This window comes from Mesorhizobium calcicola (assembly GCF_042682105.1).
In the GTDB taxonomy this organism is placed as follows: domain Bacteria; phylum Pseudomonadota; class Alphaproteobacteria; order Rhizobiales; family Rhizobiaceae; genus Mesorhizobium; species Mesorhizobium calcicola.
On record NZ_JBHUGY010000076.1, the window covers coordinates 70723 to 96893 of the forward strand.

9 protein-coding genes are annotated in these 26171 nt (G+C 64.7%); 3 read left to right on the top strand and 6 right to left on the bottom strand.

The genetic code is table 11. The features are described 5' to 3' along the window. Positions 1-2 precede the first annotated feature (2 nt). The 6 genes from ACFSQT_RS37170 to ACFSQT_RS37195 form a co-directional block, all read right to left on the bottom strand. Positions 3-1031 (bottom strand): sulfate ABC transporter substrate-binding protein, encoded by a 1029-nt coding sequence (locus tag ACFSQT_RS37170; RefSeq protein WP_379026992.1) that lies wholly within the window; start codon positions 1029-1031, stop codon positions 3-5. A gap of 223 nt (positions 1032-1254) precedes the next feature. After that, the gene (locus ACFSQT_RS37175; RefSeq protein ID WP_379026993.1) at positions 1255-2358 is read right to left on the bottom strand and encodes a TIGR03032 family protein; all 1104 of its coding nucleotides are present in this window, start codon (positions 2356-2358) and stop codon (positions 1255-1257) included. Positions 2359-2439: 81 nt separating this feature from the next. After that, complete coding sequence (locus ACFSQT_RS37180; RefSeq protein WP_379026994.1) at positions 2440-7380, bottom strand: beta strand repeat-containing protein; 4941 nt, start codon at positions 7378-7380, stop codon at positions 2440-2442. A 171-nt stretch (positions 7381-7551) separates the two neighbouring features. Further along, on the bottom strand, positions 7552-8274 hold the full coding sequence (locus tag ACFSQT_RS37185; RefSeq protein ID WP_379026995.1) for a M15 family metallopeptidase: 723 nt from the start codon (positions 8272-8274) through the stop codon (positions 7552-7554). 18 nt (positions 8275-8292) lie between these two features. Further along, positions 8293-10383: a penicillin-binding protein 1C gene (pbpC, locus tag ACFSQT_RS37190; RefSeq protein ID WP_379026996.1), complete on the bottom strand. Its 2091-nt coding sequence runs from the start codon at positions 10381-10383 to the stop codon at positions 8293-8295. Between the two features lie 108 nt (positions 10384-10491). Next, positions 10492-15990 (bottom strand): alpha-2-macroglobulin family protein, encoded by a 5499-nt coding sequence (locus ACFSQT_RS37195; protein WP_379026997.1) that lies wholly within the window; start codon positions 15988-15990, stop codon positions 10492-10494. A 270-nt stretch (positions 15991-16260) separates the two neighbouring features. Between ACFSQT_RS37195 and ACFSQT_RS37200 the strand changes: the two genes are divergently transcribed. The 3 genes from ACFSQT_RS37200 to ACFSQT_RS37210 all read left to right on the top strand — a co-directional run bounded on the left by ACFSQT_RS37200 (position 16261) and on the right by ACFSQT_RS37210 (position 26168). Beyond that, complete coding sequence (locus tag ACFSQT_RS37200; protein WP_379026998.1) at positions 16261-18189, top strand: autotransporter assembly complex protein TamA; 1929 nt, start codon at positions 16261-16263, stop codon at positions 18187-18189. A 3-nt stretch (positions 18190-18192) separates the two neighbouring features. Continuing rightward, on the top strand, positions 18193-24246 hold the full coding sequence (locus ACFSQT_RS37205; protein WP_379026999.1) for a translocation/assembly module TamB domain-containing protein: 6054 nt from the start codon (positions 18193-18195) through the stop codon (positions 24244-24246). Between the two features lie 266 nt (positions 24247-24512). Continuing rightward, a complete protein-coding gene (locus ACFSQT_RS37210) occupies positions 24513-26168 on the top strand; it encodes an ABC transporter substrate-binding protein (RefSeq protein WP_379027000.1) in 1656 nt (551 codons plus the stop codon). Positions 26169-26171: the final 3 nt, after the last annotated feature.

Below are 26171 nucleotides of genomic sequence, written 5' to 3' on the forward strand. Positions count from 1 at the left end.
GCTCACTGGGCCGGCTTGTAGATCTGGTCGAATATACCACCGTCGCCGAAATGATAAGGCTGTGCTTTCTTCCAGCCGCCAAAAAGTGGATCGTCGATGGAGATCAGCTTGATATCCGGTGTCTTGGGAAGATCAGCCGGGGCTACAAGTTCGGGCTTGGCCGGACGATAATGGTTCTTGGCGATGATCGTCTGGCCTTCCTTGGAATAGAGCCAGCCCAGATACGCTTCGGCGACCTTGCGTGTGCCCTTGGCGTCGACATTGGCGTCGACAACCGCCACCGGCGGCTCGGCCAGGATCGACGTCGGGGGATAGACGATGTCGAAATTGTCGGCGCCGAACTCGTCGAGTGCCAGATAGGCATCATTTTCCCAGGCGATCAGCACGTCGCCGATGCCTTTTTGCGCGAAGGTCACGGTCGAGCCGCGGGCGCCGGTGTCAAGCACCGGGGCATTGGCATAGAGCTTGCCGACGAATTCCTTGGTCTTGGCCTCGTCGCCGCCATCATTGGCGTTGGCGTAGGCCCAGGCGGCGAGATAGTTCCAGCGCGCCCCGCCGGAGGTCTTGGGATTGGGCGTGATCACCTGGGTGCCATCCTTGACGAGGTCGTTCCAGTCGTGGATGCCCATGGGATTGCCCTTGCGGACGAGAAAGACGATCGTCGAGGTGTAAGGCGCTGAATTGTTTTCGAATTTGGTGCGCCAGTCGGGATTGATCTTCTTCGACTTCGAGACGATGGCATTGATGTCGCCTTCGAGCGCCAGCGTCACCACATCGGCGTCGAGGCCGTCGATGACGGCACGGGCCTGGGCGCCCGATCCGCCATGCGACTGCTGGATCGTGACGGTCTCGCCGGTCTCGGCCTTCCAATGCGCGGTGAAGGCTTCGTCATAGGCCTTGTAGAGCTCGCGTGTCGGATCGTAGGACACGTTGAGAATGGTGGTATCGGCAAACGCGAAACCGAGCGTGCCGAACTGGACAGATGTGGCGACCAGTGCGCCGAGCAGTTTCCTGAAATGAGGTTTGGTCATTTCTGCCTCCGTTGAACCCGCGCCAAATCTACCGAACTGATAGAAATTAGATGCATTCAATGTTGCCTTTTTTACCCCTCTGAAGAAAATATTCGACGATCTTTCGCTGTGTGGAGAAATTTCTTCCTCACGGCTGCACTGTGCGACCTTCGAGCCTGCCTGACGTTTGATCTAGGCTTGGGCTCGGCCGGGACAAGGACTTCGCCGGCCAGGCCCGATTCGCTTAGCCTTCGCTGTCGATGGTGATCAGCGAAGCCATGTTCGGGCTGTTGGGCGGCACGGATGAAGGGCAGCGGCAGCCCGCAATGACGGCGACGTCGAACAGCTCGGTAATATGCCCTTTCAACTCGATCCACTCGGCTATGCCGCCGGTATGCAGGTCGATGATGTAGAGCGCGCAACGCGGCTCTGCGTCGCGCGTCTGCAGATTGTCCTGCAGCGGCAGGTCCTTGAACAGGCCATCGCGCGGCAGCGACGTGGTGACGATGGCAAAGCGGCCACGAAAGCTCAGGCCGCGCAGGAAGCCGGGGCAGAAGGCGATGTTCTGCCGCTGTCCGGTTGCGGGATCGATGCGGACCAGGAAGCCGCGGCCGGAATCGAGCACCCACAGCGCACCGTCATGGACGCGCGGCGAATGCGGCATCGACAAATCGTCGACCACCACCCTATCCTCGGTGATGTCGATGATCATGCCGCCTTCCCAGCGGCGGTCGCGCCAGCCGCCGACCGAGTCCGACCGGCTGATCGCGCTGACATAGCGGGCGCGCCCGTTCTGCATGGCGAGGCCGTTGAGATGGCAGCGGTCCTCCGGCACCAGCTTGCTGATGAAGGACGGCTTCCACAGCGGCCGGAAGGAGTGCGTCGGGCTCAGCGTCGCCAGGCAGGAGAACTTGGTGTTGATGAACAGGATCTGCCCGTCTTCGCGGACGGCCAGCTCATGGATGTCGAGGTCGCCGGTGTAGGAGGTGGCGCGCGGCATATACATGCGGTCGTAGATGGTGTTGGCGACCTGGTCGGGTCCGAGGATGTTTTCGAGCCGCCACACCGCCGTGTCGGAGGCAAGGACGATGCGCTGCCCGGCAACGGTCACGCCCATGGCCCTGACGAAACTGGTCTGGTGGATCGAGGCCTTCCTGTCGCCGGTGAGGCCGACCAGGAACAGCTGCCCGGTCTGGTAGGAGGTGAAGGCCAGCGAGCACTGCGCCGTCTCCATCCAGTTGATGAAACCACGCGACAGCGAGACGTTGGTCTGCTGCTCGGCCGGGCTGGCAGGCGGAGTTTCAGCCGGTTTCGCCGGGGCCTCGTCGGTGGCCTTGGATGTGCTCACGCTCGCTCCATGGAAAGACCCAGTCATGACTACGCCGGCCGCGAGGGCCGGTGCAAGACCTTCAAGATGCAATCCGCTGGGCTACCAGCCGTAACGGAGTGCCGCGCCGATGGAGCCGGCGCTGTACCTGTCGCCGAAGCGGACGCTGCCGCGGACCACGCCGGACCAGTTGCTGGCGCTGGCCACGTTCACACCGACGCCGACTTCGCCTGATGTGCCGTTGCCGGCGCTGTCGGTGGCCGAGAAGGCGCTGCCGGGGAAGTTGATGTCGACGGCATTGTCGCTGCCGAAGTGGTTCCAGACGCTCAGCGTCAGGTCGGGACTGACGGTCATGCCGTTCACCGGCATGTAGGTGCCGATGCGCACGCCGATCTTGGCGCGGCCGCTGCTGCCGTTCTGGAAGTCGATGGCACCGCCGAACAGCGAGACCGTGGCCATGTTGGTGTGAACCCACTCCAGGCTGGCCTGCGGCTCGATGAAGCCCCAGCCCATGACGACGCGGTAGCCGGTGTCGAGGCGCATGCCGATATTGGTGGCGTTGGTGCTCGCCTTGCCGCCGACGTCGTTGATGTCGACATCGAGGAAGTCTGCCTTGACGAGGCCGTCGAGGTAGAAGCCGCCGTTCAGGAAGGTGGCATAGGCGCCGACCGTGCCGCCCTTGTAGTTCCAGCTGTCATCCGTCGCCTTGAAGTCGAGCCTTGAGGTGACATAGCCGCCCATGACGCCGAACAGCATGTCGCCGCCGGCAACACCCTCCAGACCCATGTCGATGCCGCCCAGGAAGGCGCCCGTGCGCTGCTTGCGATCGAGATCGAGCGTCCCGGTCAACAGCGAGACCGGATCGGTGTAGTTTATGGTGCTGTCGCGATTTGACCAATCGCCCGACGCCCGCGCCCAGAGGCCGCCCATGCGTGCGGCGAGTTTGTCCTCCGGCATATCGGCATTGTGGACGCCGCTCTGCTCGATGCGCAGATCGGCCATGCGATCCTGCCAGAAACCGGTGGTGCCCAGCCACACATCCTGTGCGCCGGTGACGCCGGCAGGCAGTTCGAAAGCCGCGTTGCTGAGGCCAGTGGAACGCAGGCCGTGCGTGTTGCCCTGCAGGAACAGGCCATAGGTAAAGAAGCCGGCTTTGATGGGAGTGGCCAGATCGAAATCGCCCTCGGCGGTCGTTCCGGCCACCGTGACCACGGGGATGAAGACCGCCGGCGCGCCGGCGCGGGTGGCGTTCACGACCAGATCGGTATGACCGGAGGCATTGCCGCCGATTGTCAGCGTGTCGGCCGTGCCGGAGGAAAAATCGACATCGACACCGAGCACCGAATTGCCCTGGCCGGTGAAGTTGCCGCTTATGGTCAGCTTGTCGCCGGTCACGCCATCGATCATCGTCGTCAGGCCAGCACCCGAACCGGTGCTGCCGTTGACGAAGTTTTCGAGACCGAGCAGGCCGACCGTGTTGGGCGACGAACCGAAATAGCTGCCCGACGCGTTGATGGTGCCGTCGTTGTTGAGCGTATCGTTGCCGGCGCCGAACTTGCTGTCGGTGAATGCCCTGAAGACACCGTTGCCATTGATGTTCATGACATTTCCGGCGTCGCTCAGTTCGACCCGGCCAAGGATCACGCCATCATTGTTGATCGCCGCGGTTCCGGCCAACGACTTGATGGCGAGGTTGTTCCCGGCACTGAGGGAACCGGAAGCATCGACGTTGATCGTCGATCCCGCCGTCGAATCGGACCGGATGCCGCCGAGAGCGCCATGGATGCTGGATCGGCCGTTGATAACAACCGTGCTCGACGCTCCGTTTGCGTCGGCAATCACGCCAAAGCCGCCGACACCGGTAGTGTTGCCGCTGGTCGTGATGGTGATGCTGCTGTTGGCTCCGGCGGTGAACGCCGAGATTGCCGCATCGCCACTCAGGGAGCTTACAGAGGCTTGGTTGGTGATGATGACATTGCTGTCGTCGCCATTCGACTTGGCGTAGACGCCGGCGCTGGTCGAGACGATCGCGCCGCTGTTGGTGACCGTGACGGTGCCGTGGGAACCATATGTGTAGGCGCCGATACCCTTGGCGCCTGCATTGATCGCGGCGGCATTGGTGACTTCGACCGTGCCGCCGTCGTTGGCGTTGGGGGGAGCGCCGTCCAGGCTGCCGGCCTGGGCAAAGATGCCGAATGCATCGCTGACGGTGGTGGTGATCGTGCCGCCGGCCTTGTTGTTGACGACGACGTTGCCGTTGGAGCCGGAGTAGTAGTTGGCCATCGCCCAAATCCCGGCCGCGTTGGCGCCGACCGTATGGATCGCACCGTTGTTGGTGACATTGAGCTGGCTATTGTCGCCGTCGACGTCGGCGAAGATACCCGACGAGCCGCCGAAACTCGAAGTGCTGGCACCGGTTTCGATGGCGCCGCTATTGTCGACGCTCACCATGCCGCCCGCGCCGGTCGAGCGCGCGAAGATGCCGACGGAATCGGCGCCTGTGGTTATCGCAGCCGTGTTGGTGACCGAGACCTGCGGGTTGGGACTCGCAGCACACAGACAGGTTCCGTTGTCGGCCTCGATACCGCTGGAATTGGCGCCGCCGGCGGTGGTGTCGATGGCGCCGCTGTTGGTGATGCTGATGGTCGAGTCGCTGCCATCGGCCACGGCCAGGATGCCGCTGGAGCCATCATATCCGCCGTTACCGGAGGTGATGGCGGCCTTGTTGGTGATGGTGATGCCAGAGCCGCCGCCATAGGCGAAGCTGCCGATGCCGACATAGCCGGAACTGATCGTGGCGGCATTGGTGATCTGGATGGTCCCGCCATTGTCGGGGGAACTGTCATTGCCGGCCATCGCAAAGATGCCGTAGGCACCCTTGGTGGTGACGATTGAACCGCCCGCCTTGTTATCGATGACGATGCTGCCGTTGGCGCCGTCATAGGCGTTGGCGTTCGCCCAGATGCCGGCCGCGTTGGTGCCGACCGTGGTGATCGTGCCGTCGTTGGTGATGCTGATCTGGCTGCCGTCGCCCTCGGCAATGGCGAAGATACCGGACGAGTAGCCGAAGGTCGAACCGCTGCTGGCACCAGTTTGGATAGCGCCACTGTTATCGATCATCACCGTGCTGCCCGAGCCGACCGAATAGGCGGAGATGCCGACGGAATCGACGCCGGTGGTTATGGCAGCCGTATTGGTGATCGAGATGTCCGCGCTGGAACCCGCGACTGGCGATCCGTTGACGGCCTCGATGCCGTTGGAATAGGCGCCGCCGGCCGTGGTGTCGATGGCGCCGCTGTTGGTGATGACGATGGTCGAGTCGCCACCATAGGCCAGTGCCCTGATGCCGGTGGAGCCGTGTCCGCCGGTGCCGGTGGTGATGGCGGCCTTGTTGGTGATGGTGATGTCGCCGCCGCTGCCATAGTTGACGGCGCCGATGCCAATGTAGCCCGAGTTGATCGTGGCGGCATTGGTGATCTCGATGGTGCCGGCCCCGTACGGGCCGATGCTGGCCGCAAAGATGCCGGCTGCATGGCTGCCGGTGGTGGTGATCGTGCCGCCCGACTTGTTGTCGATGACGATGCTGCTGTCGGAACCGGCGTAGTAGTTGGCCGCCCCAATGCCGATCGCGTCGTCACCGACCGTGCTGATCGACCCGTTGTTGTTGACGTTGATCTGGCCCTCTTCGCCGGCGACCGTGGCGAAGATGCCGAACGAATTGCCGCTCCCCGAGGTGCTGGGTCCGGTCTGGATGTTGCCGCTGTTGTCGATCGTCACCACGGCGCCATCGCCGATCGAACGGGCGAGGATGCCAGCGGAATCGGCTCCTGTGGTGATGGCGGCCGTGTTGGTGACGAAGATGTTGGTGTTGGAGCCCGCACACAGACAGGGTGTGTTGATGGCCTCGATGCCGATCGAATAGGCGCCGCCGGCCGTGGTGTCGATGACGCCGCTGTTGGTGATGCTGATGGTCGCGTCGCCGCCATTGGCCACCGCCTTGATGCCGTCGGACCCGTCATATCCGCCAGTGCCGGCGGTGATGTTGCCCTTGTTGTCTATGGTGATGTCGCCGCCGCTGCCATAGGTGAAGCCGGCGATGCCCATATAGCCGGCGCTGACCGTGGCAGTGTTGGTGATGGTCACCGTGCCGCCGTCGTTCGGTGCGATGCCGCCGGCCTGGGCAAGGATGCCGTAGGCGCCGGCGCCCGTGGTGGTAATGGCTGCCTTGTTGTCGATGACGATGCTGCCGTTGTCGCCATTGTAGTAATTGGCAATTGCCGAGATGCCGGAAGCGGTGTCGCCGATCGTGCTGATCGCGCCACTGTTGGTGACATTGATCTGGCTGTTGTCGCCGTCGACGGCGACGAAGATGCCGGACGATGTGCCGCTCGGCGAGGCGCTGGCGCCGGTCTGGATGGCGCCACTGTTGTCGATGGTCACGAGGTTGTTGGAACCGTAGCTGGCGTTGGCATAGATGCCTTCCGCGTTGGGGCCAGCGGTCAGGTTGCCCGAATTGGTGATGGTGATGTGCGTGTCGCCGCTAAGGACGGTGCCGCTCGTGGCGCCGTCGGTCGCCTCGATGCTGTCGCTGTAGGAGTTGATGGTGCCGCTGTTGTTGATGGTGATGTCGGCGCCAATGCCGTTGGTGCCGGCATAGATGCCGCGCGCGCCGGTCGATTGCGAATAGTCTGTGTTGGGCGGCTGCGGAACGAGCGAAGTCGACGTCGTCGTCAGCGGTCCGCTGTTGGTGATGTCGACAGTGTTGCCATTGCCGGTCGTCACAATGTCGATGGCGTTGTCGCCAGCCACGGTTGCCGTGCGTGCGACGGTGTTGGCGCACGAGATCGGCGTTGCCGCACCGTTGACCGTGATCGGCGAGGGCGAGGCCGGCTGCGTGCAGTTCGCCGCGAAGGACGGGGAGGCGGAGAACGCTATCAAGGTCGAGCCGAGTGCCGTGCCCAAAAGCAGCAGGTGGCGATGCTTTGGACATAGCTCAACAACGTCGCGCGCGAACGCGACGTCAAAACCCAACGTAAAGCCCATTGGAAGCCCTCCAGCGGCCATGGGTATCCTCACGGAAGAAAATTGCAATTTGAGTCTGTCCGGTCTCAGGACAATTACTGGTCACTGGCAATTTATGTTGTAATTATACAACAACTTTCCGAAGTGCTGGGTCGCGGCACAGCAGATCCGCCGGGCTTGGGCATCCCGGCCTCACTCGGCGGTGATGCGAAAGTCAAAACGCTGCCTGGCGAACGGTTCATGTGCCAGCGTGAAATGCCACCATTCGCGGGCGTAATTCTTGAAGCCGCCGGTGCGCATGACATTGACAAGCATCTTGCGGTTTGCCGCCGGTACACGGGCAAGCGGTCGGTGGGCGGTTTCGCTCATCGGGTCAAAGCAGTCGAAGCCGGTGCCGAAATCGAGCGTGTCGGCATCGACAGCCCCGCAGACCGGTTTCGGTGCCGGGGGCCGGTCGGCTCGCGCGATGGCAATATCGACGGTCGAGCCGCGAGAATGGCTGGACAATTCACCGACATAGCCCTTGGCGATGAGGTCGCCACGCTCGACCAGCGGATACCATTGCGGATCGGGCGGCCCGCCCTCTCGCGTCCATTCGCCCATATCGGTGACGGCACGGGCAGGGCGGTAGCAATCGAACACGACCAGCGTCAGGCCCTTGGCGGTGATCGCCTTCTGGATGCCGGAGAGCGCCCTGGCCGCCTGCTCGGTGAGGACGCACACCGCCGCGTCGTAGCCATTGGCTTTGCGATGGAGGAAATTATCCGATCCGGCGTAGCGGATGTCCTGGCGGATGGACGGGTCGACATCGGTGAGGCGAACAAAGCCGGCAGGCAGAGCGTCGGCATGTGCCGGCAGAGCGAAAGCCGCGACCATCAGCGCGCAAAAGCCAATGCGCTGAATCGCTTGGCTCATTCTATTCAAGGAACGCTTTCACTCGACGAACACTTTCACGCTGGCCGCGCGGCCGGCGGCGTCGATAACGGTCAGCGTCGAGTAGCCGGCGCCGTCCGGTTGCCACGTCGCGGTGCGGCGGCGGTCGATGCCGGTGAGCGGCTTGCCATTGGCCAGCCAGCGGAACGGCGCGCGGCCGCCTTGCAGCTTCAGCACCAGCGGCGAGGCATCGGCTGAGTTGGTGCCGAGATCGACGCGGGCGCCGTCCGGCGGAAAGATGATGGTCGGCGCGGGTTCGGTCGGCGTCGCCTGCACCAGGCCGTCCGAACCGGCGCCGAAGCGGGCGAGCGTTACCGGCAGGTCCTCGCGTTTGGGGCTGAAGATGCCGGGCGGCTTGCCCGGCAACGGGACGGTGGCGAGGCCGGAGCGAACAAAGCCATCGAACAGGATCGGCGCAGCCGAGACATAGCCGGACAGGCCAGGAACCGCGCCGGCATCGGGACGGCCGACCCAGACGCCCAGCACATAGCGGCCGTCGAAGCCGACCGACCAGGCGTCGCGGTAGCCGTAGGAGGTACCGGTCTTGTAGGCGATGCCGCGCTGCAAGGCGCCCTCGGGCGGCTTGACGCCCGACAGGATGTCGATGATCTGCCAGTTGGCCTGATTGTCGAGAATGGTGGCGGAGGTGCGCTCGGCATTGGCCGGCTCGGTGCCGTCATGCAGCGTGTGCGTCTTGCCGCCATTGGCGAGCCCTGTGTAGAGTTGGACGAGATCGCGCAGCGTAATCCCAACGCCGCCAAGGCCAATGGCGAGGCCCGGCGCCTCGTTGACCGGCAGCACGGGGCTCACGCCGGCCTGGCGGAAGCGTGCCATCAGCCGCGTTGGTCCGACCGCGTCGAGCACGCGGATCGCCGGCACGTTGAGCGACAGCTGCAGCGCCTGGCGGATGCTGACGTCGCCCTGGTAGCCCATGTCGAAATTCTTCGGCCGGTAGCCGGAGAAATCGACCGGGCTGTCGTCGATCAGCGTTTCCTGCGCCACCAGCCCCTGCTCGAAGGCAAGCCCGTAGATGAACGGCTTCAGCGTCGAGCCGGGCGAGCGGACGATCTTGGTCATGTCGATCCAGCCGGAGCGGCTGGCATCGAAGAAATTGGCCGAGCCGACTTCGCCGAGAATTTCGCCGGTGCGGGCGTCGGCCAGCACCATGGCGACGGAGAGGCGAGGTCCAAGCTTGGTGGCGGCGTCCCTGGCCACCTGCTCCAAGCCTTCCTGGACGCTCTTGCGGATCGTCAGTTGCAAGGGCTGGCCGGGCACCGCCTTGGGCAGCATCGCATAGGCGGCGTGCGCGGCAAGCGCCGGCAAGGTGCGGCGCAGGCCCGAGACATCGTCAAGGGCGGCGCGCGCGGCCTCGCGCTCACCGAGCAGGCCCGAGGAGACCATGCGGGTCAGCACCCGGTCGCGGGCCGCGTGGGCGATCTGCAGGTTGCGGTCGGGCCGGCGCTTTTCCGGCAGCTGCGGCAAGGCAACGAGCAGGGCGGCTTCGGAAACGGTGAGCCGCTTCGGCTCCTTGCCGAAATAGGCAAGCGAGGCGGCGCGCACGCCTTCTAGGTTGCCGCCATAGGGCGCCAGCGTCAGATAGCGTTCGAGGATCTCGCGCTTGGAAAGCCGGCGCTCGATCTGGATGGCGCGCAGCATCTGCTTGATCTTGGAACCGAGGCTGCGGCTTTCGCGCGGCTCGATCAGCCGGGCGAGCTGCATCGACAGGGTCGAGCCGCCGGAGACGATATGGCCGCTGGTGGCGAACTGGCCTGCCGCGCGAGCCAGCGCCAGCACGTCGACGCCCTCATGGTCCCAGAAGCGCTTGTCCTCATAGGTGACCAGCATGTCGACGAACTGCTTGTCGACCTGGTCGAGCCTGGTTTCGAGCCGCCAATAGCCGTCCGGCGTGGCAAAGGCGCGCAACAGCTGGCCGTCGCGGTCTTGCACTTCCGTCGAGACCGCGAGTTCGGCCGGCAGCGGTGGCGGAAAGGCGCGGTCGAGTTCCCAGAGGCCGGCGGCGGAAAAGGCAAGGACACCGGCGCAGGAAGCTACTGTTATGGCCGAACGGCGCAGGAGTTTTTTCGAGAGCATGGCGCTGCTCCTCATCCGCCTGCCGGCACCTTCTCCCCGCATAGCGACGGGGAGAAGGGGGCTGTCGTAAGCGCAGTCGCCATGTTCATGATCGCCACCATCGACGCCTTACGGCGCCTTGATCTCCATCATGCCGGTAGCGGTGCGGGCCGAATATTGCGGCCGGTACATATCCTCCACCGTTGCCGCCGGATGGGCGTAGGTGCCCGGCGTCACCGCGCGCACGACATAGGCGAGTGTCAGATTGTGGTCGTGGTCGCCGTCGGCCGGGTTGAACGCCGCGACGAAACGGTCGTCGCGGAATTCGAGATGGGCCGCATCGGTCTGCGCCAGCCAGGAGAAGTTCGTCAACTGGGCACTGGAGACCAGGCCCGGATTGTCGATCTCGAAGCCGGCCGGCAACAGGTCGGTGATCAGGAGGCGCGACGGCCAGCTGTTCTGTTCGTTGACCTTGAGCACGACGACATAGCGTTCGTTCTGGGTCGCCTCGGTGACATTGGCTTCGGTGCCATCGAGCTTGTAGTAGGTGCGGCCGATGGTGAAGCCGTCGCCGCTGGCCGGCAAGGGCTGGATCGGCGACGCCACGGTGGTGACGACGGCCTGCAGCGGGGTCTTGCCGGTGTTGGCGATGGCGAGCGGGCTGTCGACCAGGTCGCTGCCGTTGATCTGGTCGGAATAGCCGCCGGCATGCGGTGCGCCATTGACGGTCAGCGTGATCGAGTCATTGCCTTCCTTCAGCGCACGCGCCGCCAGCAGCATCCAGGAATCGTCCTGGGTGCTGGTCCAGCGGGCTCTGGCGCGTTCCCTGGTCACCAGCTTGATGAGTTCCGGCACGATGGTCGGCACCGGCTTCGATTCCGCCGCCAGCGCCAGCATCGCCGCGCCGTCACGCAGTGGCGAGCCATAGTCGGAGCGGTAGTAGTCGTAGCCGGTGGCCGACTTGGCCAGCTGCAGGGCGGTATTGAACGTCGATTCCGCACGCGGCGTGTCGCCGTAGAGCGCCAGGCTCGCCGCCAGCTGGGCAACCGCCATCGGGCTCGAGAAGGCTTCGAGCTGGGTGTCCGCGTAGTAGCGCAGATCGCCGACCGAGGCCTTCTTGTTGCGGGCCAGCACGTAGAGGGCGTAGGCGATCTCGCTGCCACGGTCCTGTACGCTCTGGTCGTAGCCGAGCGAGTTCTGCAGGTTGCTCAGCGCCTGGTTCATCGCCAGGCTCGGCACGTCGTATTTCTGTTCGCGCGCCCTGGTCAGGAAGTCGGTGACATAGGCATCGAGCCAGAGGTCGCCGGAGCCCGGACCCCACAGGCCGAAGCTGCCGGCCGAGGCCTGGTAGCTCAGAACCTTGTAGATGGCGTCCTGGATGCGACCATGCAGGTCGGGATCACTGGCCATGCCGATGCCGGACGCCATTTCATTGACGTAGAGCAGCGGCATGGCGCGGCTGGTGGTCTGCTCGGCGCAACCATAGGGGTAGCGGTCGAGCGTCATCAAAAGCGACGGCACGTCAAAAGCCGCCGCCTGCGAAACGCCGACGCTGACGGAAGCGCCGTCGAGCAGGCTTGCCGCCAAGAGCTCCTTATCGACGCGCAGGGCGCCGCCATTGCCCTTGAGGTCGACCACCAGGCGAGTGGTGAGCGGCAATTGCGCCGGACGAACCGGCACATAGAGCGTCTGCTCGACGGCGGTGCCGTCGGCATGGGCAAGCTTGATGGTGATCGAGGCATTGCCCGCCGTCTGTGCCGTCAGCGGCACGGTCAGCGTCTGCCGCTTGCCCTTGGCCAGCGTCAGCTTTTCGGGCAGTGGCTTGTCACCGGTCGACAGGCCGCCGGTCGTGTTTATCGACAGCCCATAGTCGCCGGCCGGACCATCGGTGTCGGCGACGTCGAGGCGCATGACGGCAGCGTCGCCAGGCGCCAGGAAGCGTGGCAGGCCGGCGGTGATCACGATGGGATCACGCACGATGACGTCGGACTGGGCATGGCCGACCGCTTCCTTGGTCCAGGCGACGGCCATGACGCGCACGGTGCCGTTGAACTGCGGGATGTCGAAGTCGATCCGCGCCTTGCCATCGGCATCGAGCTGGACGGGACCGGAGAAGAAGGCGACCAGCTTTTCGGTCGGCGGGCTGCCTTGCGTCTGCATGTTGGCACCGTCGCCGCCGGTCCTGAGCTTGCCGGTGTTACCGAGCGAGCCGTCGATCAGGCGGCCGTAGATGTCGCGGATTTCCATGCCCAGCATGCGCTGGCCGAAGAACCAGTCTTCCGGATCCGGCGCCTTGTAGTTGGTCAGGTTGAGGATGCCGACATCGACGGCGGCGACCATGACATAGGCATTGCTGCCCGGCTGCACGCCGGCCACCGCGACCGGGATCGACAGCTGCTGGCGCGGCATGGTCTTGTCTGGCGGCGTCAGGGTGATGGCGAGTTTCTTCGAGCCCGGATCGACCTTCAGCCATTTCACGCCGATGGCGCGGGCCGGCATGCGCGATTCCTGCGCATCGCCAGGCCGGAACAGGGTCGCCGTGACATAGGCGCCGGCGCCCCAGTCGTCGCCGACCGGGATGTCGACGGTGCTGCCGCCGGCCGGCACGGTTGCCGTGACGGTCTTCAACAGCTTGTCGGAGCCGATGTTGATCAGAAGTTCGCCGGCAAAATGCGGCGAGACCTTGAGCTTGGCCACTTCGCCGGCGGCATAGGTGTCCTTGTCGAGGGCGATCTCGAGGCCGTCGGGCGTTTCGGTGGTGGTCGAGGAAACGTACCAGCCGGCATCGAATTCGTAGCTGGTCGCCGGTCCCTCGGGATCGGCGGTTTCGACCTCGAGCCGGTACTGGCCCCAGTCGACCGGTACGGAGACCGTTGCATCGCCGTCGGCGCTGAGGTCGATCTGGCCGTTGGCGATCGACTTGGTGAGGGTGACCGGCTCGTAGTTCCACGAGTTGTTGGAGCGGTACCACTGGTAGTTGCGTTCGACCTTGACCAGCGTCCACAGCGCGCCTTTCAGCGCCTCGCGCTTGCCGTCGGGATCGACGGCGATCAGGCTGAACTTGGCCGTGCCGCCCTGCGGCACTTCACCGTCGGCGAAGTCCGGCCGGATGCCGATCATATGGCCTTGCGGGCGGATGCCGATGTTGAGCGAGCGCTCGATGGCGCGGCCGCCGGTTTCGCGCATCCTGACCGTCACCTTGGCATCGACCAGCTTGGTGGTCGAAGGCAGTTGATCGGCGGAGACCGGGAAAGTTACCTTGCCGTCGTCGCCAACCACCGGCAGATCGGTGAGGGGGGTGACCGTGGGTTCGGCCGACTGCTCGTCGGCGAGGCCGAAGGAAAAGCCCTGGAACCGGTCCCAATCGCGGGACGTCGACAGCGTCAACTCGCCCTCCAGCGCAAGGCCCGCCGCCGGCGCGCCGTAGAGGAAGCGGCCGTCAATGTTGATGTTGGCGGTTTCGCCCTGCGCGATCTCCTTCTTGTCGGCGGTCATGTCGAATTCGATGCGATCCGGCACGAAATCCTCGACCAGGAACATCTGGCTGGCGACCGCCGCCTGCTTTGGATCGGTGTAGATCGACACCGACCAGGTGCCGCGCATGGCGTTGGGTTCGAGCGGCAGGTCGACGGCATGGCCGCCGGCCGATGCGCCGTCGCTGACGATGCGGCGGTCCTCGACGCCGTCGGGGCGCGAGAAGATGAAGGTCAATGGCAGGTTCTCGACCGCCTTGGCGGCGCCATCGCGGGCAAGCGCCGCGACATGGACATCCTCGCCGGCGCGGTAGATGCCGCGTTCGGTCCAGGCATAGACGTCGAGCGCGCCGGGGGCCGCGCGCCCGGTGACGCCGCGGTCGGACAGGTCGAAGCCGGCCCGGCCCATGTCGAGGAAGACGAAATCATTGTCGCCCTGCTTGGCCATCAGCACCGCCGGCGCCATGCCGGCGTCGCCGCGGGTCAGGCCGGGGTTGAAGACGGCGTGGCCGTCCGCATCCGTGGTCGCGGTGCCGAGAACCTCGTTATTCCTGGCGACCAGCGTCAGTTCGGCGCCCGAGATCGGCTTGGCGCTGCCCAGCGAACGGGCAAAGACATTGAGCCCGTCCTGGCCGGTATAGGTCGACAGGCCGATGTCGGAGACGACGAACCATTGCGTGGCCATCGAGTTGTAGTCGTCGCTCTTGTCGTTGACGGCCTGAGCGGTCAGCACATAGACGCCGGGCTTGCGCTGCGGCAGTGCTTCGTCGACCGGGAAGGAGGTGGTGACCTCCTTGTTCAGGTCATTGGCGATGTCGAGTTGGCCTTGCCAGACCGGCTCGCCCATCTGCTCGGAAATGTTGGAGATATCATAGCCGTCGAGCTGGTGCAGGAACTGGTAGCCTGACAGAAGCTGCGCCAGCGAACGATCGCCGATGCGGTAGAGCTTCATCTCGGCGGCGTTCATGTTGACGGTGACGACCGGAATGCCGCGGCGCGCGCCGGCCGGCAGCACGAAGCTGTCGCCGGTGAAGCGGGCCGAGGGGGCGCGGTCCTGCACATAGATCGACAGCACCACGGGGGCGGCGGTCACCTCGCCAATGGCGGCCGGCAAGCCGGCGCGGAAGGTGACGTCGTAATGCTGGCCATGCTCGAGCCCTTCGACGCAGATCTGCTTGTCCTTGGCCTCGACGCCCTTGGGCGGCGCGTTGTCGACAGTGACGAATTGGGCGTAGTCGACGCCGGTCTTGACCAGATCCTCGGAGAATTGCGCGCAGATGCGCGGCGCGCTGGTGTCGGCATCGACGCTGTGGTCGATGACGCGGAAGCCCTTGCGGGCTTTGAGATCGGTATAATCGGCCTGAACCGCCGGCGAAGGTACCAGCGCGAGGCTGGCCTCATAGGCCTGCAGCGCCGGCCGGTAGAGGTCGCGCTTGTCGAGGCCGTTGCCGAGCAGCGCCAACACTTCGGCGCGCGTCTTGGCGGTGCGCAGCAACTTGTGGGCGTTGAAAGCGGCCGACGTGCCGTTTGCCGGCAAAGTGGACGCTTCCGAAGTGTTGGCGGACGGCTGGGTGGCCAGCGTTTCACGCGCCAGATTGAGCCAGAATTGGCCATCGTCGGGCAGCACCGAGACCGCAGCCTCGTATTTCAGCATGGCGGAGCGATGGTCGCCGGTAAGCACGGCCTGCTCGGCGGCGTTCGTCAGCGCGGCCAGCCCTTCGGTCGACTTGGTGTAGGCCGGACCGAGCAGCTTGTTGCGGTATTGCTGGGCCTGATCGGCCATCCAGTTGGGGAAGAAGGCGAGTTCCGGCGGCGCGCCGATGTCGGGGTCGCCGTCGATGTTGACGACCTTGCCGGCGACCGCGCCGTTGAACGATTTCAACTGGTTGTAGTCGGATTTGAGGAAACACCATTTGGCCTTGGTGTTGTAGGTGAAGGCGCGGCAGGCCGGATCGCCAAGACATGTCGTCTTGCACTGGTCGAGCGTGACATTCTGGTCGGATCTGAGATCAAAGCCGAAATAGTCGGAATTGTCCGTTGTCGCGATTCGCCGGGCCTCGGCCGCTTGCGCGACACCATTCCAGGCTAAGACATTGGCCCAGGCAAAAAAGAGAAGAATCAGGATCGACAGACCACGAGCCGCGCGCATTGCCATAACACCCTCCAGACACTGCTGACGTCAAGGCATGTTCAAGCTTCAGTCAAGCTTGTCAACACAGGACGCGGCAGGGTTCCGCCTGCCAACGGTTTCCTTTCCGGCCGATGGCCGGTAGTACCTCCATAGGACAGGGGATCACGCATTCTTGCGGCGACGCAGAAGGTGTGAATTCCAAGCCCGTCCTATTTCAGACAATTGGATTGTGGCCCCTTTACGAGCGCTTCAGAACTTCATTCCAATTTTAGTTTTTCAATCTAGGTTGTCTTAATGCCGGCGCATGAAGAGCGGATGTCAGGAGGTACCACGCCAGGGCGTGTGCTTTCGCGCGCCCTGCTCTTGGCCATGATCTGTTCGACCGCGCTTGTCGCCGAGGCCGGAAATGCCGCCGCTTTCGAGCTTTTCGGCATCAAGCTATGGGGATCGTCTGATAACGAGGACGCCGACATCGTCGATCCCCTGCGCTACGCCGTGACCATCACAGCACCCGATGCCGACAAGGATCTCGTCAAGAGGCTCGAAAATGCCTCGGCCCTGAAAAGTGACGAGGAGCGCCCGGTTTCCGGCTCGCTCGGGCTGATGGCCAAGGCGCGCAGCGATCGTGAGCAACTGGTCGCCGCGCTCTATGCCGATGCCCGCTACGAAGGCGTCGTCACCATCACCATCGACGGCAAGCCGCTCGACGATTTGCCGCCCGATGCCGAATTCAAGGGCCAGCAGCCGGTTCCGGTGGCCATCGACATCGCCAGCGGGCCGAAATTCACTCTCGGCAATATCCGGCTGGAGGGCGACGCGGCGGGGCTGATGAGCGCCGATTATGGCCTGATCGCCGGCGGTGACGCCGGTTCCGGCGCCGTGCTCAAGGCCGAGGCGCTGATCGTGCGGGCGTTGAAGCAGGAGGGCAGGCCGCTGGCCAAGGTGACCGACCGCCAGATCGTCGCCGACCATGCCACCTCGACGCTCGACGTGACACTGACGGTCGCCGCCGGGCCGGTCGCCGGCTACGGCGACACCACGGTGGAAGGCACCGAAAAGGTCGACCGCGAGTTCACCGAATACATGACCGGCCTCCAGCGCGGCCGGCAATACTCACCCGACGAGATCAGCGATGCGCGCGACCGGTTGCTGGCGCTCGAGGTCTTCAACAGCGTGACGTTCAAGGAAGCCGACAAGCTCGATGCCGACGGCAACATTCCCATCGGTGTTCAGGTCAGCGAGCGCAAGCCGCGCTATTTCGGCGTCGGCGGCACCTTCTCCAACACCGAGGGCCTCGGTCTGGAAGGCTATTGGGGCCACCGCAACCTGTTCGGCCGGGCTGAAAAGCTGCGCATCGACGGCGCCATCAGCGGCATCGGCAGCAATGATCTGAGCCAGCTCAACTACAATGCCGGCATCATGTTCGAAAAGCCCGGCGTGATCGGGCCGGCATCAAAATTCTTCGCCAGCTTCAAGACCGTGCTCGAGCATCCGGACGCCTATGACCATTTCTCGGTCAAGGGCAGCACCGGCCTGTCCTACGAACTGACCAAGAAGCAGACGGTATCGGCGGAAGTGTCGCTCGACTATTCCCGAATCCACGACGCTTTCGGCAAGCACAAATATCTGATCGCCAGCATTCCGCTGCAATATGTCTACGACAACAGGGACAACAGGCTGAACCCGACCGGCGGCTTCCGGGTGCTGGCCTATGCCGAACCGAGCTACGACATTTTGAGCGGTGCGGCCTTCCTCAAGCTGAAGGGCGAGGGATCGGCTTATCAGTCGCTGGATTCGGCTTCGAAGTTCGTGCTGGCCGAGCGTGTCGCCGTCGGCTCGATCGTCGGCACCAGCCTCGAACACGTCCCGGCCGACCGGCGCTTCTATTCCGGCGGTGGCGGCTCGGTGCGCGGCTATGCCTATCAAGGCATCGGCCCCAAGGACTTCAACGGCCAGCCGATCGGCGGCCTGTCCTTCTTCGAGACCTCGGTCGAAATGCGCATTGCGATCACAGACACGATCGGCATCGTGCCGTTCGTCGACGCAGGCACGGTGTCGACCAAATCGGTCCCCGATTTCGCCGACGTCAAGGTCGGCGCCGGTGTCGGCCTGCGCTATGTCACCCCGTTCGGGCCGCTGCGCATCGACGCCGCGGTGCCATTGAACCGCGATCCGGGCGATCCGCATTTTGGCATCTATGCCGGCATCGGACAGGCGTTCTGAGCGATGAAGACAGTCAGGCGCATCCTTCGCATTGTCCTCTACACGCTGCTCGTCGCGGTCGCCGGGGCGATCGGCGCGCTGGTGGTGCTGACCAAGACAGAGCGTGGACGCGACAATCTCGCCGGCATCATTTCGCGGCTGGCATCGAGCGACGACCGCAAAGTCACCGTCAGCGGCATCGACGGCATCTGGTCGGGCGCGCTCAGCGTCGACCATGTCGTGCTGGAAGACCGTGAAGGCGCCTGGCTGGTGGCGCGCAAGGTCGCAGTCGACTGGTCGCCGCTGGCGCTGTTGTCGAAAAGCATCAGCGCCGAGCGCATCGCGGCCGAGCGCATCGAACTGGCGCGGCTGCCGGTGGCCAGCACGCAGCCAGCGCAGAGCAGCGGCACGACGACCCTGCCGGTCTCGATTGACATCAGGCAGATCGATCTCCCCGAAATCGCGCTCGGGCAGGATCTGGCCGGCAGCGGTATCGCCGAACTTGCCGCCAAGGGCATGCTCAAGGCCGACGCCGCGCCGCTGGCGGTCGAGACGACGCTCAACGTCACCCGCCATGACGGCAAGCAAGGCAATGTCGACGCCAAAGTCCATTTCGCGCCAGCCGACAACAAGCTCGACCTCGATCTGAAGGCGTCGGAGCCGGCGGGCGGTATCATCGCCAACCTGCTCAATCTGCCTGATGCGCCGCCGGTCGACATCATTGTCTCGGGGACGGGTCCGCTGGCCAACTGGAGCGGTATCGGTACCTTCGTTGTCGATGGCCAGATCGTCACCCAGCTCACCGGGCGCCATCAACTGACCGACAAGGGCAATCACGTCGAAGCCAAAGGCGATGGCGATTTCGCCCGCTTCCTGCCGGAGAATTTGAAGCCGCTGTTTGCCGGCAAGACCAGCTTCGATTTCGCCGGTACCGCCACGTCAGCCGGCGGCGTCAGTGTCGACCGCGCCAACATCGACAGCGATGCGGTGCACGGCACCGCGGCCGGCATCGTCGATCCTGCCGGCGCCAGCGATCTGTCGGTCGAACTCGCCGCCAAGGGCGCGCCGGTGGTGATCGGTGTCGGCAGCAAGGCGCAGCCGATCACGCTGGCGATCAACAACGCCACCGCCCGCGCGTTCGGTGACGGCAAGACCCCGATCATCGACGTCGGCGCCTCTGTCGCTTCGATCGTCGCCGGCGGCACGCGGCTGGACGATCTGGCGGCGCAGATCCATTCCGACGGCTTCGACATCCAGAACCGCGCCGGACCGGTCACCGTCAAGCTGGAGGCGGGTGGTCTCAAAACCGACGTGGCGACACTGGCGCCGCTGGTCACCGGCAAGGTCAATGTCGACCTGGCCGGATCGGTCAGCAAGGACACCGTTGCCATCGACCAGGGCACGTTGCGCTCCGACGCGCTCAATGCCTCGCTGACGGCGACGGTGACGCTTGCCGACCTGTCGATGCAGCTCAAGATGAATGCCGATGCGGTGGCGACGGCCTTGCCGCCGCAGATCGCCTCGGTGCTCGGCGCCCGGGTGAAATTCTCGGCCGCCGCGACCCGCGATCCGCAGGGGTCGTTTGCCGCCAACTCGATCTCATTGACGTCCGGCACGCTCAGCGCCAGCGGCACCGCCAGCGCGCAAGGCACCGACATCCAGGCCGACATCAAAGGCAGGCTGGGCGATGTTTCTGTGCTGTCGCCGACGGTCGGCGTACCGGTTGCCGGCGGCGTCGATTTCGCATTGTCGGCAAGCGGCGCCAGGACAGCGCCGGATTTCACGATCTCCGCCGACAGCGACAGCCTGACGGCCTCGGGCCGCACGGTGAAGGCCATCAAGCTGACGGCAAGCGGCAAGGCCGATATTGCCAGCCCCGCCGCCAATGTTTCGCTGACCGGTTCCGTCAAAGACCAGCCGCTCGACATCAAGGCGGCGCTGGTGACGAGCGAGGGCAAGCGGTCGATCAATGGCTTCCTGGTCTCGCTGGGCGACAACAAGGTCTCGGGCGATCTCGCGCTGGATGAGAAATTCATGCCCTTGGGCACGCTGACGCTCGCCGCGCCTGCTATCGACCAATTGGCAGCGCTCGCCGGCCAGGCGGTGACGGGCGATATCGACGGCACCATCCGCTTCGCCAGGGATGGCGACGCGCCCTCGGTCGCCATCGACGCGAAGAGCACGTCGATTGCGCGCGGCGAGGTGACGGCCAAGGCCATCACCGTCAACGCGCTGATCGCCAACTATCTCAAGGCGCCGGCGATCGCCGGTTCGATCAAGGCCGACAGCGTCACCTCGGGCGCCACCGAAATCAGCGGCATCGGCGTCGACTTGAAGCGCGATGGCGACTGGACCAATTTTACCGGCGGCGCCACCATAGCGGGCATTCCGGCGACCGCTGCCGGCCGGGTCAAGATCGCTGACGGCACGACCAGCGTCGAGATCGCCTCTGGCGAAGCCACAGTTCGCGGCATCAAGGCGGCTATCGCGCAGCCATCGACGTTGAGCATCGCCAATGGCACGACCAGCATCGAAAAACTGGCGCTCGATGTCGGCGGCGGCTCGGTGACGTTGTCCGGCACCGCTGGCCAGGCGCTCGACCTCGCCGCGCAATTCTCGGCACTGCCTGCGGCACTCGCCAATGATTTTTCGCCCGGTCTCGATGCCGTGGGCACGCTCGGCGGCACTGCGCAAGTAACGGGCTCGCCGTCGGCGCCCGAGGTTCGGTTCAACGCACAACTGGCCGGCGTCGAAACCATCCAGACCCGCCAGGCCGGGCTCGGGCCGCTCGCCGTCGATGCGGTCGGCAGCTACACCATGGCCGGCGGCGTCGCCCTCGATCATGCGACGCTCTCCGGCGACAAGATTTCCGGCAAGGCGACGGGCACCCTCAATCCGAACGGTGCCAGCGATTTCGCCCTCGACCTCGCCTCGACCGGCCCCAGCCTGCCGCTGACGCTGGGCAGTGCTGAAAGCCCGATCAAGCTCGAACTGCAGGCGCTGTCGGTGAAAGCTGCCGGGCAAGGCACGCAGCCGCGTCTCGATATTTCGGCGAACCTGCCCTCGGTCGCCACCAACCTGACCAAGGTCGAGGGCGTCGTGGTCGCCCTGCATTCCGATGCTTTCGATCTGAAGGCCCGGACGGGTCCGATCTCCGGCACGGTATCAGCTGACAGGATCGGCCTCGACAATCCGACCATCGCACCGCTGATCGCCGGCAAGGTCACGGCGAAGGTGACCGGCAGCCTCGCCACGGACGCCGTCACCATCGACAGCGGCTCGGTGACGAGCGATGTGCTGAACAGCGGTTTTAGCGGCCGGGTATCGCTGGCCGACGGCGCCATCGACCTCAACTTGAAAGCCGATGCGGCTTCCGCGGCACTGCCGGCGGCGGCGCGCGGCGTGCTTGCCGAACGCACGGAGCTGAGTGCTGTGCTGAAGCGCGACGCTGCGGGCAATGTCAATGTCGACGGGTTGAGGCTGGCTTCGGGCGCGCTGACTGCCGAGGGCCAGGCGAGCCTCGCCGACAACAAGGTGGCCGCCGACATCAAGGGCTCTCTCACCGACATCTCCCTGCTGTCGAAAGACGCCAAGGGCGCCATCGCCTTCGCCCTCAACGCGCAGGGACCGGCGACCGCGCCCGACCTGTCGCTGACGGTCGACAGCGACCGGCTGCTGGTGGCAGCGCGCGAGATCACTGGGCTGAAGCTCACCGCCACCGGCAAGGCCGATGCCGCCAATCCGGCGGCGAATGTGCAGCTGACCGGCAATGTCGCCGGCCAGGCGCTGCAAGGCAGTGCGGTGCTGGACACGGCGGACGGCAAGAGTGCCATCAACGGCCTGTTGCTGGCGCTCGGCAAGAACAGGATCTCCGGCGATCTGGCGCTGGACGAAAAGTTCGTGCCGGTCGGCACCATCGCGCTCGACCTGCCCGACATCGGTCCGCTGGCGGCGCTTGCGCTGGAAAAGGCCGAGGGCGACGTGCGTGGCACCATCGCTTTTTCGAAGAATGGCGCCGCGCCGCAGGTCGCGATCAAGGCGGCGACGGCCTCGATTTCGCGCGGCGACCTCCAGGCGAAGGCCGTTTCCATCGATGCGCTGATCGCCAACTATCTCGCGGCACCGGTGATCTCCGGAAAAATCCGTGCCGACACCGTCACCTCCGGCGGCACCGTGATCAGCGGCATCAATGTCGATTTGAAGCGCGATGGCGACTGGACCGGCTTCTCCGGTGGGGCCGCGGTCAAGGGCATCCCGGCGCAGGCCGCGGGAAGGGTGAAGGTGGCCAACGGCACGACCACCATCGAGCTCGCTTCCGGCCAGGCGACCATCCAGGGCATCAAGGCAGCCATCGCCCAGGCCTCGACCGTCAGCATCGCCAATGGCACGACGACACTGGACCGGCTGGTGCTCAACCTTGGTGGCGGTACGGCGACGGTGACCGGCAAGGTCGGCACGGCGCTCGACATCAACGCGACGCTGGCGCGGGTGCCGATGTCGCTTGCCAACAGTTTCTCGCCGGGCCTCGATGCCGCCGGTTCGATCTCGGGCACCGTGAAGGTGACGGGTGCGCCGGCGAGCCCGGCCGCTGCGTTCAACATCGACGCGGCCGGCGTGCAGACCTCGCAGACCCGCGGTGCCGGTGTCAGCGCGGTGAGCGTTTCCTCTTCCGGCACCTTCGCCGTCAACAAGCTGACCTTCAACGCCAATGTCAGCGACGGAGCCGGCCTTGGCCTCAAGGGCGGCGGCACCGTGACGACAGCAGGCACGCCGGCGCTGGTGCTCGACTTCAATGGCGCCGTGCCCTTCGGCCTTCTCAGCCAGAAGCTTGCCGCGCAAGGTCTGTCGCTGTCTGGAACCGCCAATGTCAATGTGCAGGTGCGCGGTCCCGCGACATCGCCTGTCATCGGCGGCTCGGTCAGCGCCTCAGGCGCGCGCCTGGTCGATGCGCGCTCGGGCCTTGCGATCAACGATCTCGCCGCCGACGTGTCGATCGCCGGCGGCGTCGCCAGGATCAACCGGCTGACCGGCACGCTGTCGACGCGCGGCAGCCTGTCGGCGAGCGGCACGGTCGGCATCAACCCGGCGCAAGGGTTTCCGGCCGATCTGTCGATCAAGCTGGTCGACGGCCGCTATACGGACGGCCGGGTGGTGACCGCCAATCTCGGCGGCGACCTGACGATCAAGGGACCGCTGACCTCCGCACCGGTGATTGCCGGCACCATCAATCTCGCCAAGACGGTGATCACGGTTCCTGACAAGCTGCCAGGTTCGCTGGCGGCGCTCGACGTCAAGCACAAGAATGCGCCGGGCGCAGTGCGGGCGCAGGACAAGGCGCTGCGCCCGCCGACGACCAGTGGCGGTGGCGGCGGCAGCGGCCTCGCTCTCGATGTCACGGTCAACGCGCCGAACCAGATCTTCATCCAGGGCAGGGGCGTCGATGCCGAACTCGGCGGCTCGCTCCGGCTGACCGGCCCGGCGTCGTCGCCGCAAGCGGTCGGCACCTTCACCCTGCAGCGCGGTCGGCTGACGATCCTCGGCAAGCGGCTGACGTTCACCGAAGGCACGGTCGGCTTCTCCGGCTCGCTGGTGCCTTACCTCAACCTGACGGCGACAACGACGACGACCAGCACCACCGTCACCATCGTGGTGTCGGGCGAGGCGACCAATCCGAAATTCACCTTCTCCTCGGTGCCGGCGCTGCCCGAGGACGAGGTGCTGGCGCAGCTGGTCTTCGGGCGCTCGATGTCGAACCTGTCGCCGCTGCAGATCGCCCAGCTCGCCGAAGCGGCCGGACAACTGGCCGGGGTCGGTGGCTCGACGTCGCTGCTGGAAAACCTGCGCAGCGCGATCGGCGTCGACGATCTCGATGTCACCACCGACGACAAGGGGGGCACAGCGGTTTCGGCGGGCAAGTATTTGAACGACCGCACCTATGTGACGATCCAGAAAGGCGACAAGCCGGGTTCAGGCAAGGCGACCATCGACCTCAATGTCGGGCGCGGCGTCAAACTGCGCGGCGAGGCCAATGATGCCGGCGAAGCCAAGGGCGGCATTTTCTACGAGAAGGAATATTGATATTTCGACGGGGCTTTTGGCCTCATGGTGGCCCAAGGCTGGCGCTGTCCGGCGTTCAGTAAATGTCTCAGTTTATTCGACTATCGAGATTCCAGAGGAATCCGTCGGGCAGTAGCAAATTTGCGCCAAGACTGTCGTTATCACGCGAACCGCCCGCTTTCCAAAGTTGCACATTCGTTCACATATTCCCAATCCATGGCGGCTTTGACATCATGGCCTGGATGCGGAATGTTAAAAGGCGGAAAGCCAACAATGGGAGTTAAGTCATGACGATTTACAAGAGTAACGGCGATCGCGTTCCGGATCACATCCTGGCGATGGCCGAAGAAGCCAAGGCAGGCAAGGTGGATCGCCGCGAATTCCTCGCCCTGGCCAGCGTCTTCGGCGCATCCACTGCGATGGCCTACGGCATGCTTGGTCTTGCGGTGCCGACCGAGGCGCGAGCCGAAGATGCCCCTAAGAAGGGTGGTATCCTGAAGGTCGCCCAGTGGGTCAAGGATCCGAAGGATCCGCGCAAATCCGACTGGTCGGAGATCGCCAATGCCGAGCGCCAGGCGCTCGAGCCGCTGGTCAAGTACACCACCGAATACACGTTCCGTCCGTATCTGCTGGAGAGCTGGGATGTGAACGACGATGCCACCGAGTATGTGCTGCATGTGCGCAAGGGCGTGACCTGGCACAACGGCGATGCGTTCACCGCCGACGACGTGGTGCACAACTTCAACCGTTGGGGCGAGAAGGCCGCCGAAGGCAATTCCATGCCCGGCCGCCTCGGCACGCTGTTCGACGACAAGACCGGCAAGCTGCGTGAAGGCGCGGTCACCAAGGTCGACGACATGACCGTCAAGCTGTCGCTGACCAAGCCCGACATCTCGATCATTCCCGGCATCTGTGACTATGTCGCTCTCGTCGTCCACAAGAGCTTCGACGAGAAGGGCGGCGATTTCAAAGCCTGCCCGATCGGCACCGGTCCGTTCGAACTCGTCTCCTACGACGTCGGCCAGAAGGTGGTCTACAAGCGCCGCGCGGACAACAAATGGTGGGATGGCGACGTCTATCTCGACGGCGTCGAGTTCATCGACTACGGCACCGATCCGGCGGCCATGGTCAGCGCCTTCGAGGCGGGTGAAGTCCACACCAATTTCGAGACGTCGGCCGACTATGTGTCGATCCTCGACGGCATGAACCTGGTCAAGTCCGAAGTCGTCACCGCCTCGACCATCGTCTGCCGCACCAACGTCAACAACAAGCCTTACGACAACGAAAAGGTTCGCAAGGCGCTGCAGCTCGGCGTCGACAACAATGTCGTCCTCCAGCTCGGCTACGGCAATGCCGGCTCGGTCGCCGAAAACCACCATGTCTGCCCGATCCATCCGGAGTATTACGAGCTGCCGAAGCTCACCCGCGATCCGGCCAAGGCAAAAGCCTTGATGGCGGAAGCTGGCCAGGCCGACTTCGAACACGAGTTGATCACGGTCGATGAGGACTGGCACAAGAACACCGGCGATTCCATCGCCGCGCAGATGCGCGACGCCGGCATCAAGGTGAAGCGCACGGTGCTGCCGGGCTCGACATTCTGGAACGACTGGCTGAAGTATCCGCTGTCGATGACCAACTGGAACATGCGGCCGCTCGGCGTCCAGGTTCTGGCGCTGGCCTATCGCACCGGTGAGGCCTGGAACGAGTGTGCTTGGTCGAACCCCGAGTGGGACGCCAAGCTCAATGCCGCGCTTTCGGTTGCCGACGCCGCCAAGCGCAAGGAGATGATGAAGGATATCGAGCAGATCCTGCAGGATTCCGGCATCATCATCCAGCCCTACTGGCGCAAGCTCTACAGCCACTCGGTCGCCGCGGTTAAGAACTACAAGATGCACCCGACGTTCGAGCGCGACTACGGCAAGATCTGGCTCGACCAGGCCTGATCG

Bases quoted from the DNA above. Each gene is read 5' to 3' on its own strand.
- ACFSQT_RS37170 (WP_379026992.1), bottom strand. From the start codon at position 1,031: ATGACCAAACCTCATTTCAGGAAACTGCTCGGCGCACTGGTCGCCACA.
- ACFSQT_RS37180 (WP_379026994.1), bottom strand. From the start codon at position 7,380: ATGGGCTTTACGTTGGGTTTTGACGTCGCGTTCGCGCGCGACGTTGTT.
- ACFSQT_RS37185 (WP_379026995.1), bottom strand. From the start codon at position 8,274: ATGAGCCAAGCGATTCAGCGCATTGGCTTTTGCGCGCTGATGGTCGCG.
- pbpC (WP_379026996.1), bottom strand. From the start codon at position 10,383: ATGCTCTCGAAAAAACTCCTGCGCCGTTCGGCCATAACAGTAGCTTCC.
- ACFSQT_RS37195 (WP_379026997.1), bottom strand. From the start codon at position 15,990: ATGGCAATGCGCGCGGCTCGTGGTCTGTCGATCCTGATTCTTCTCTTT.
- ACFSQT_RS37200 (WP_379026998.1), top strand. From the start codon at position 16,261: ATGCCGGCGCATGAAGAGCGGATGTCAGGAGGTACCACGCCAGGGCGT.
- ACFSQT_RS37205 (WP_379026999.1), top strand. From the start codon at position 18,193: ATGAAGACAGTCAGGCGCATCCTTCGCATTGTCCTCTACACGCTGCTC.
- ACFSQT_RS37210 (WP_379027000.1), top strand. From the start codon at position 24,513: ATGACGATTTACAAGAGTAACGGCGATCGCGTTCCGGATCACATCCTG.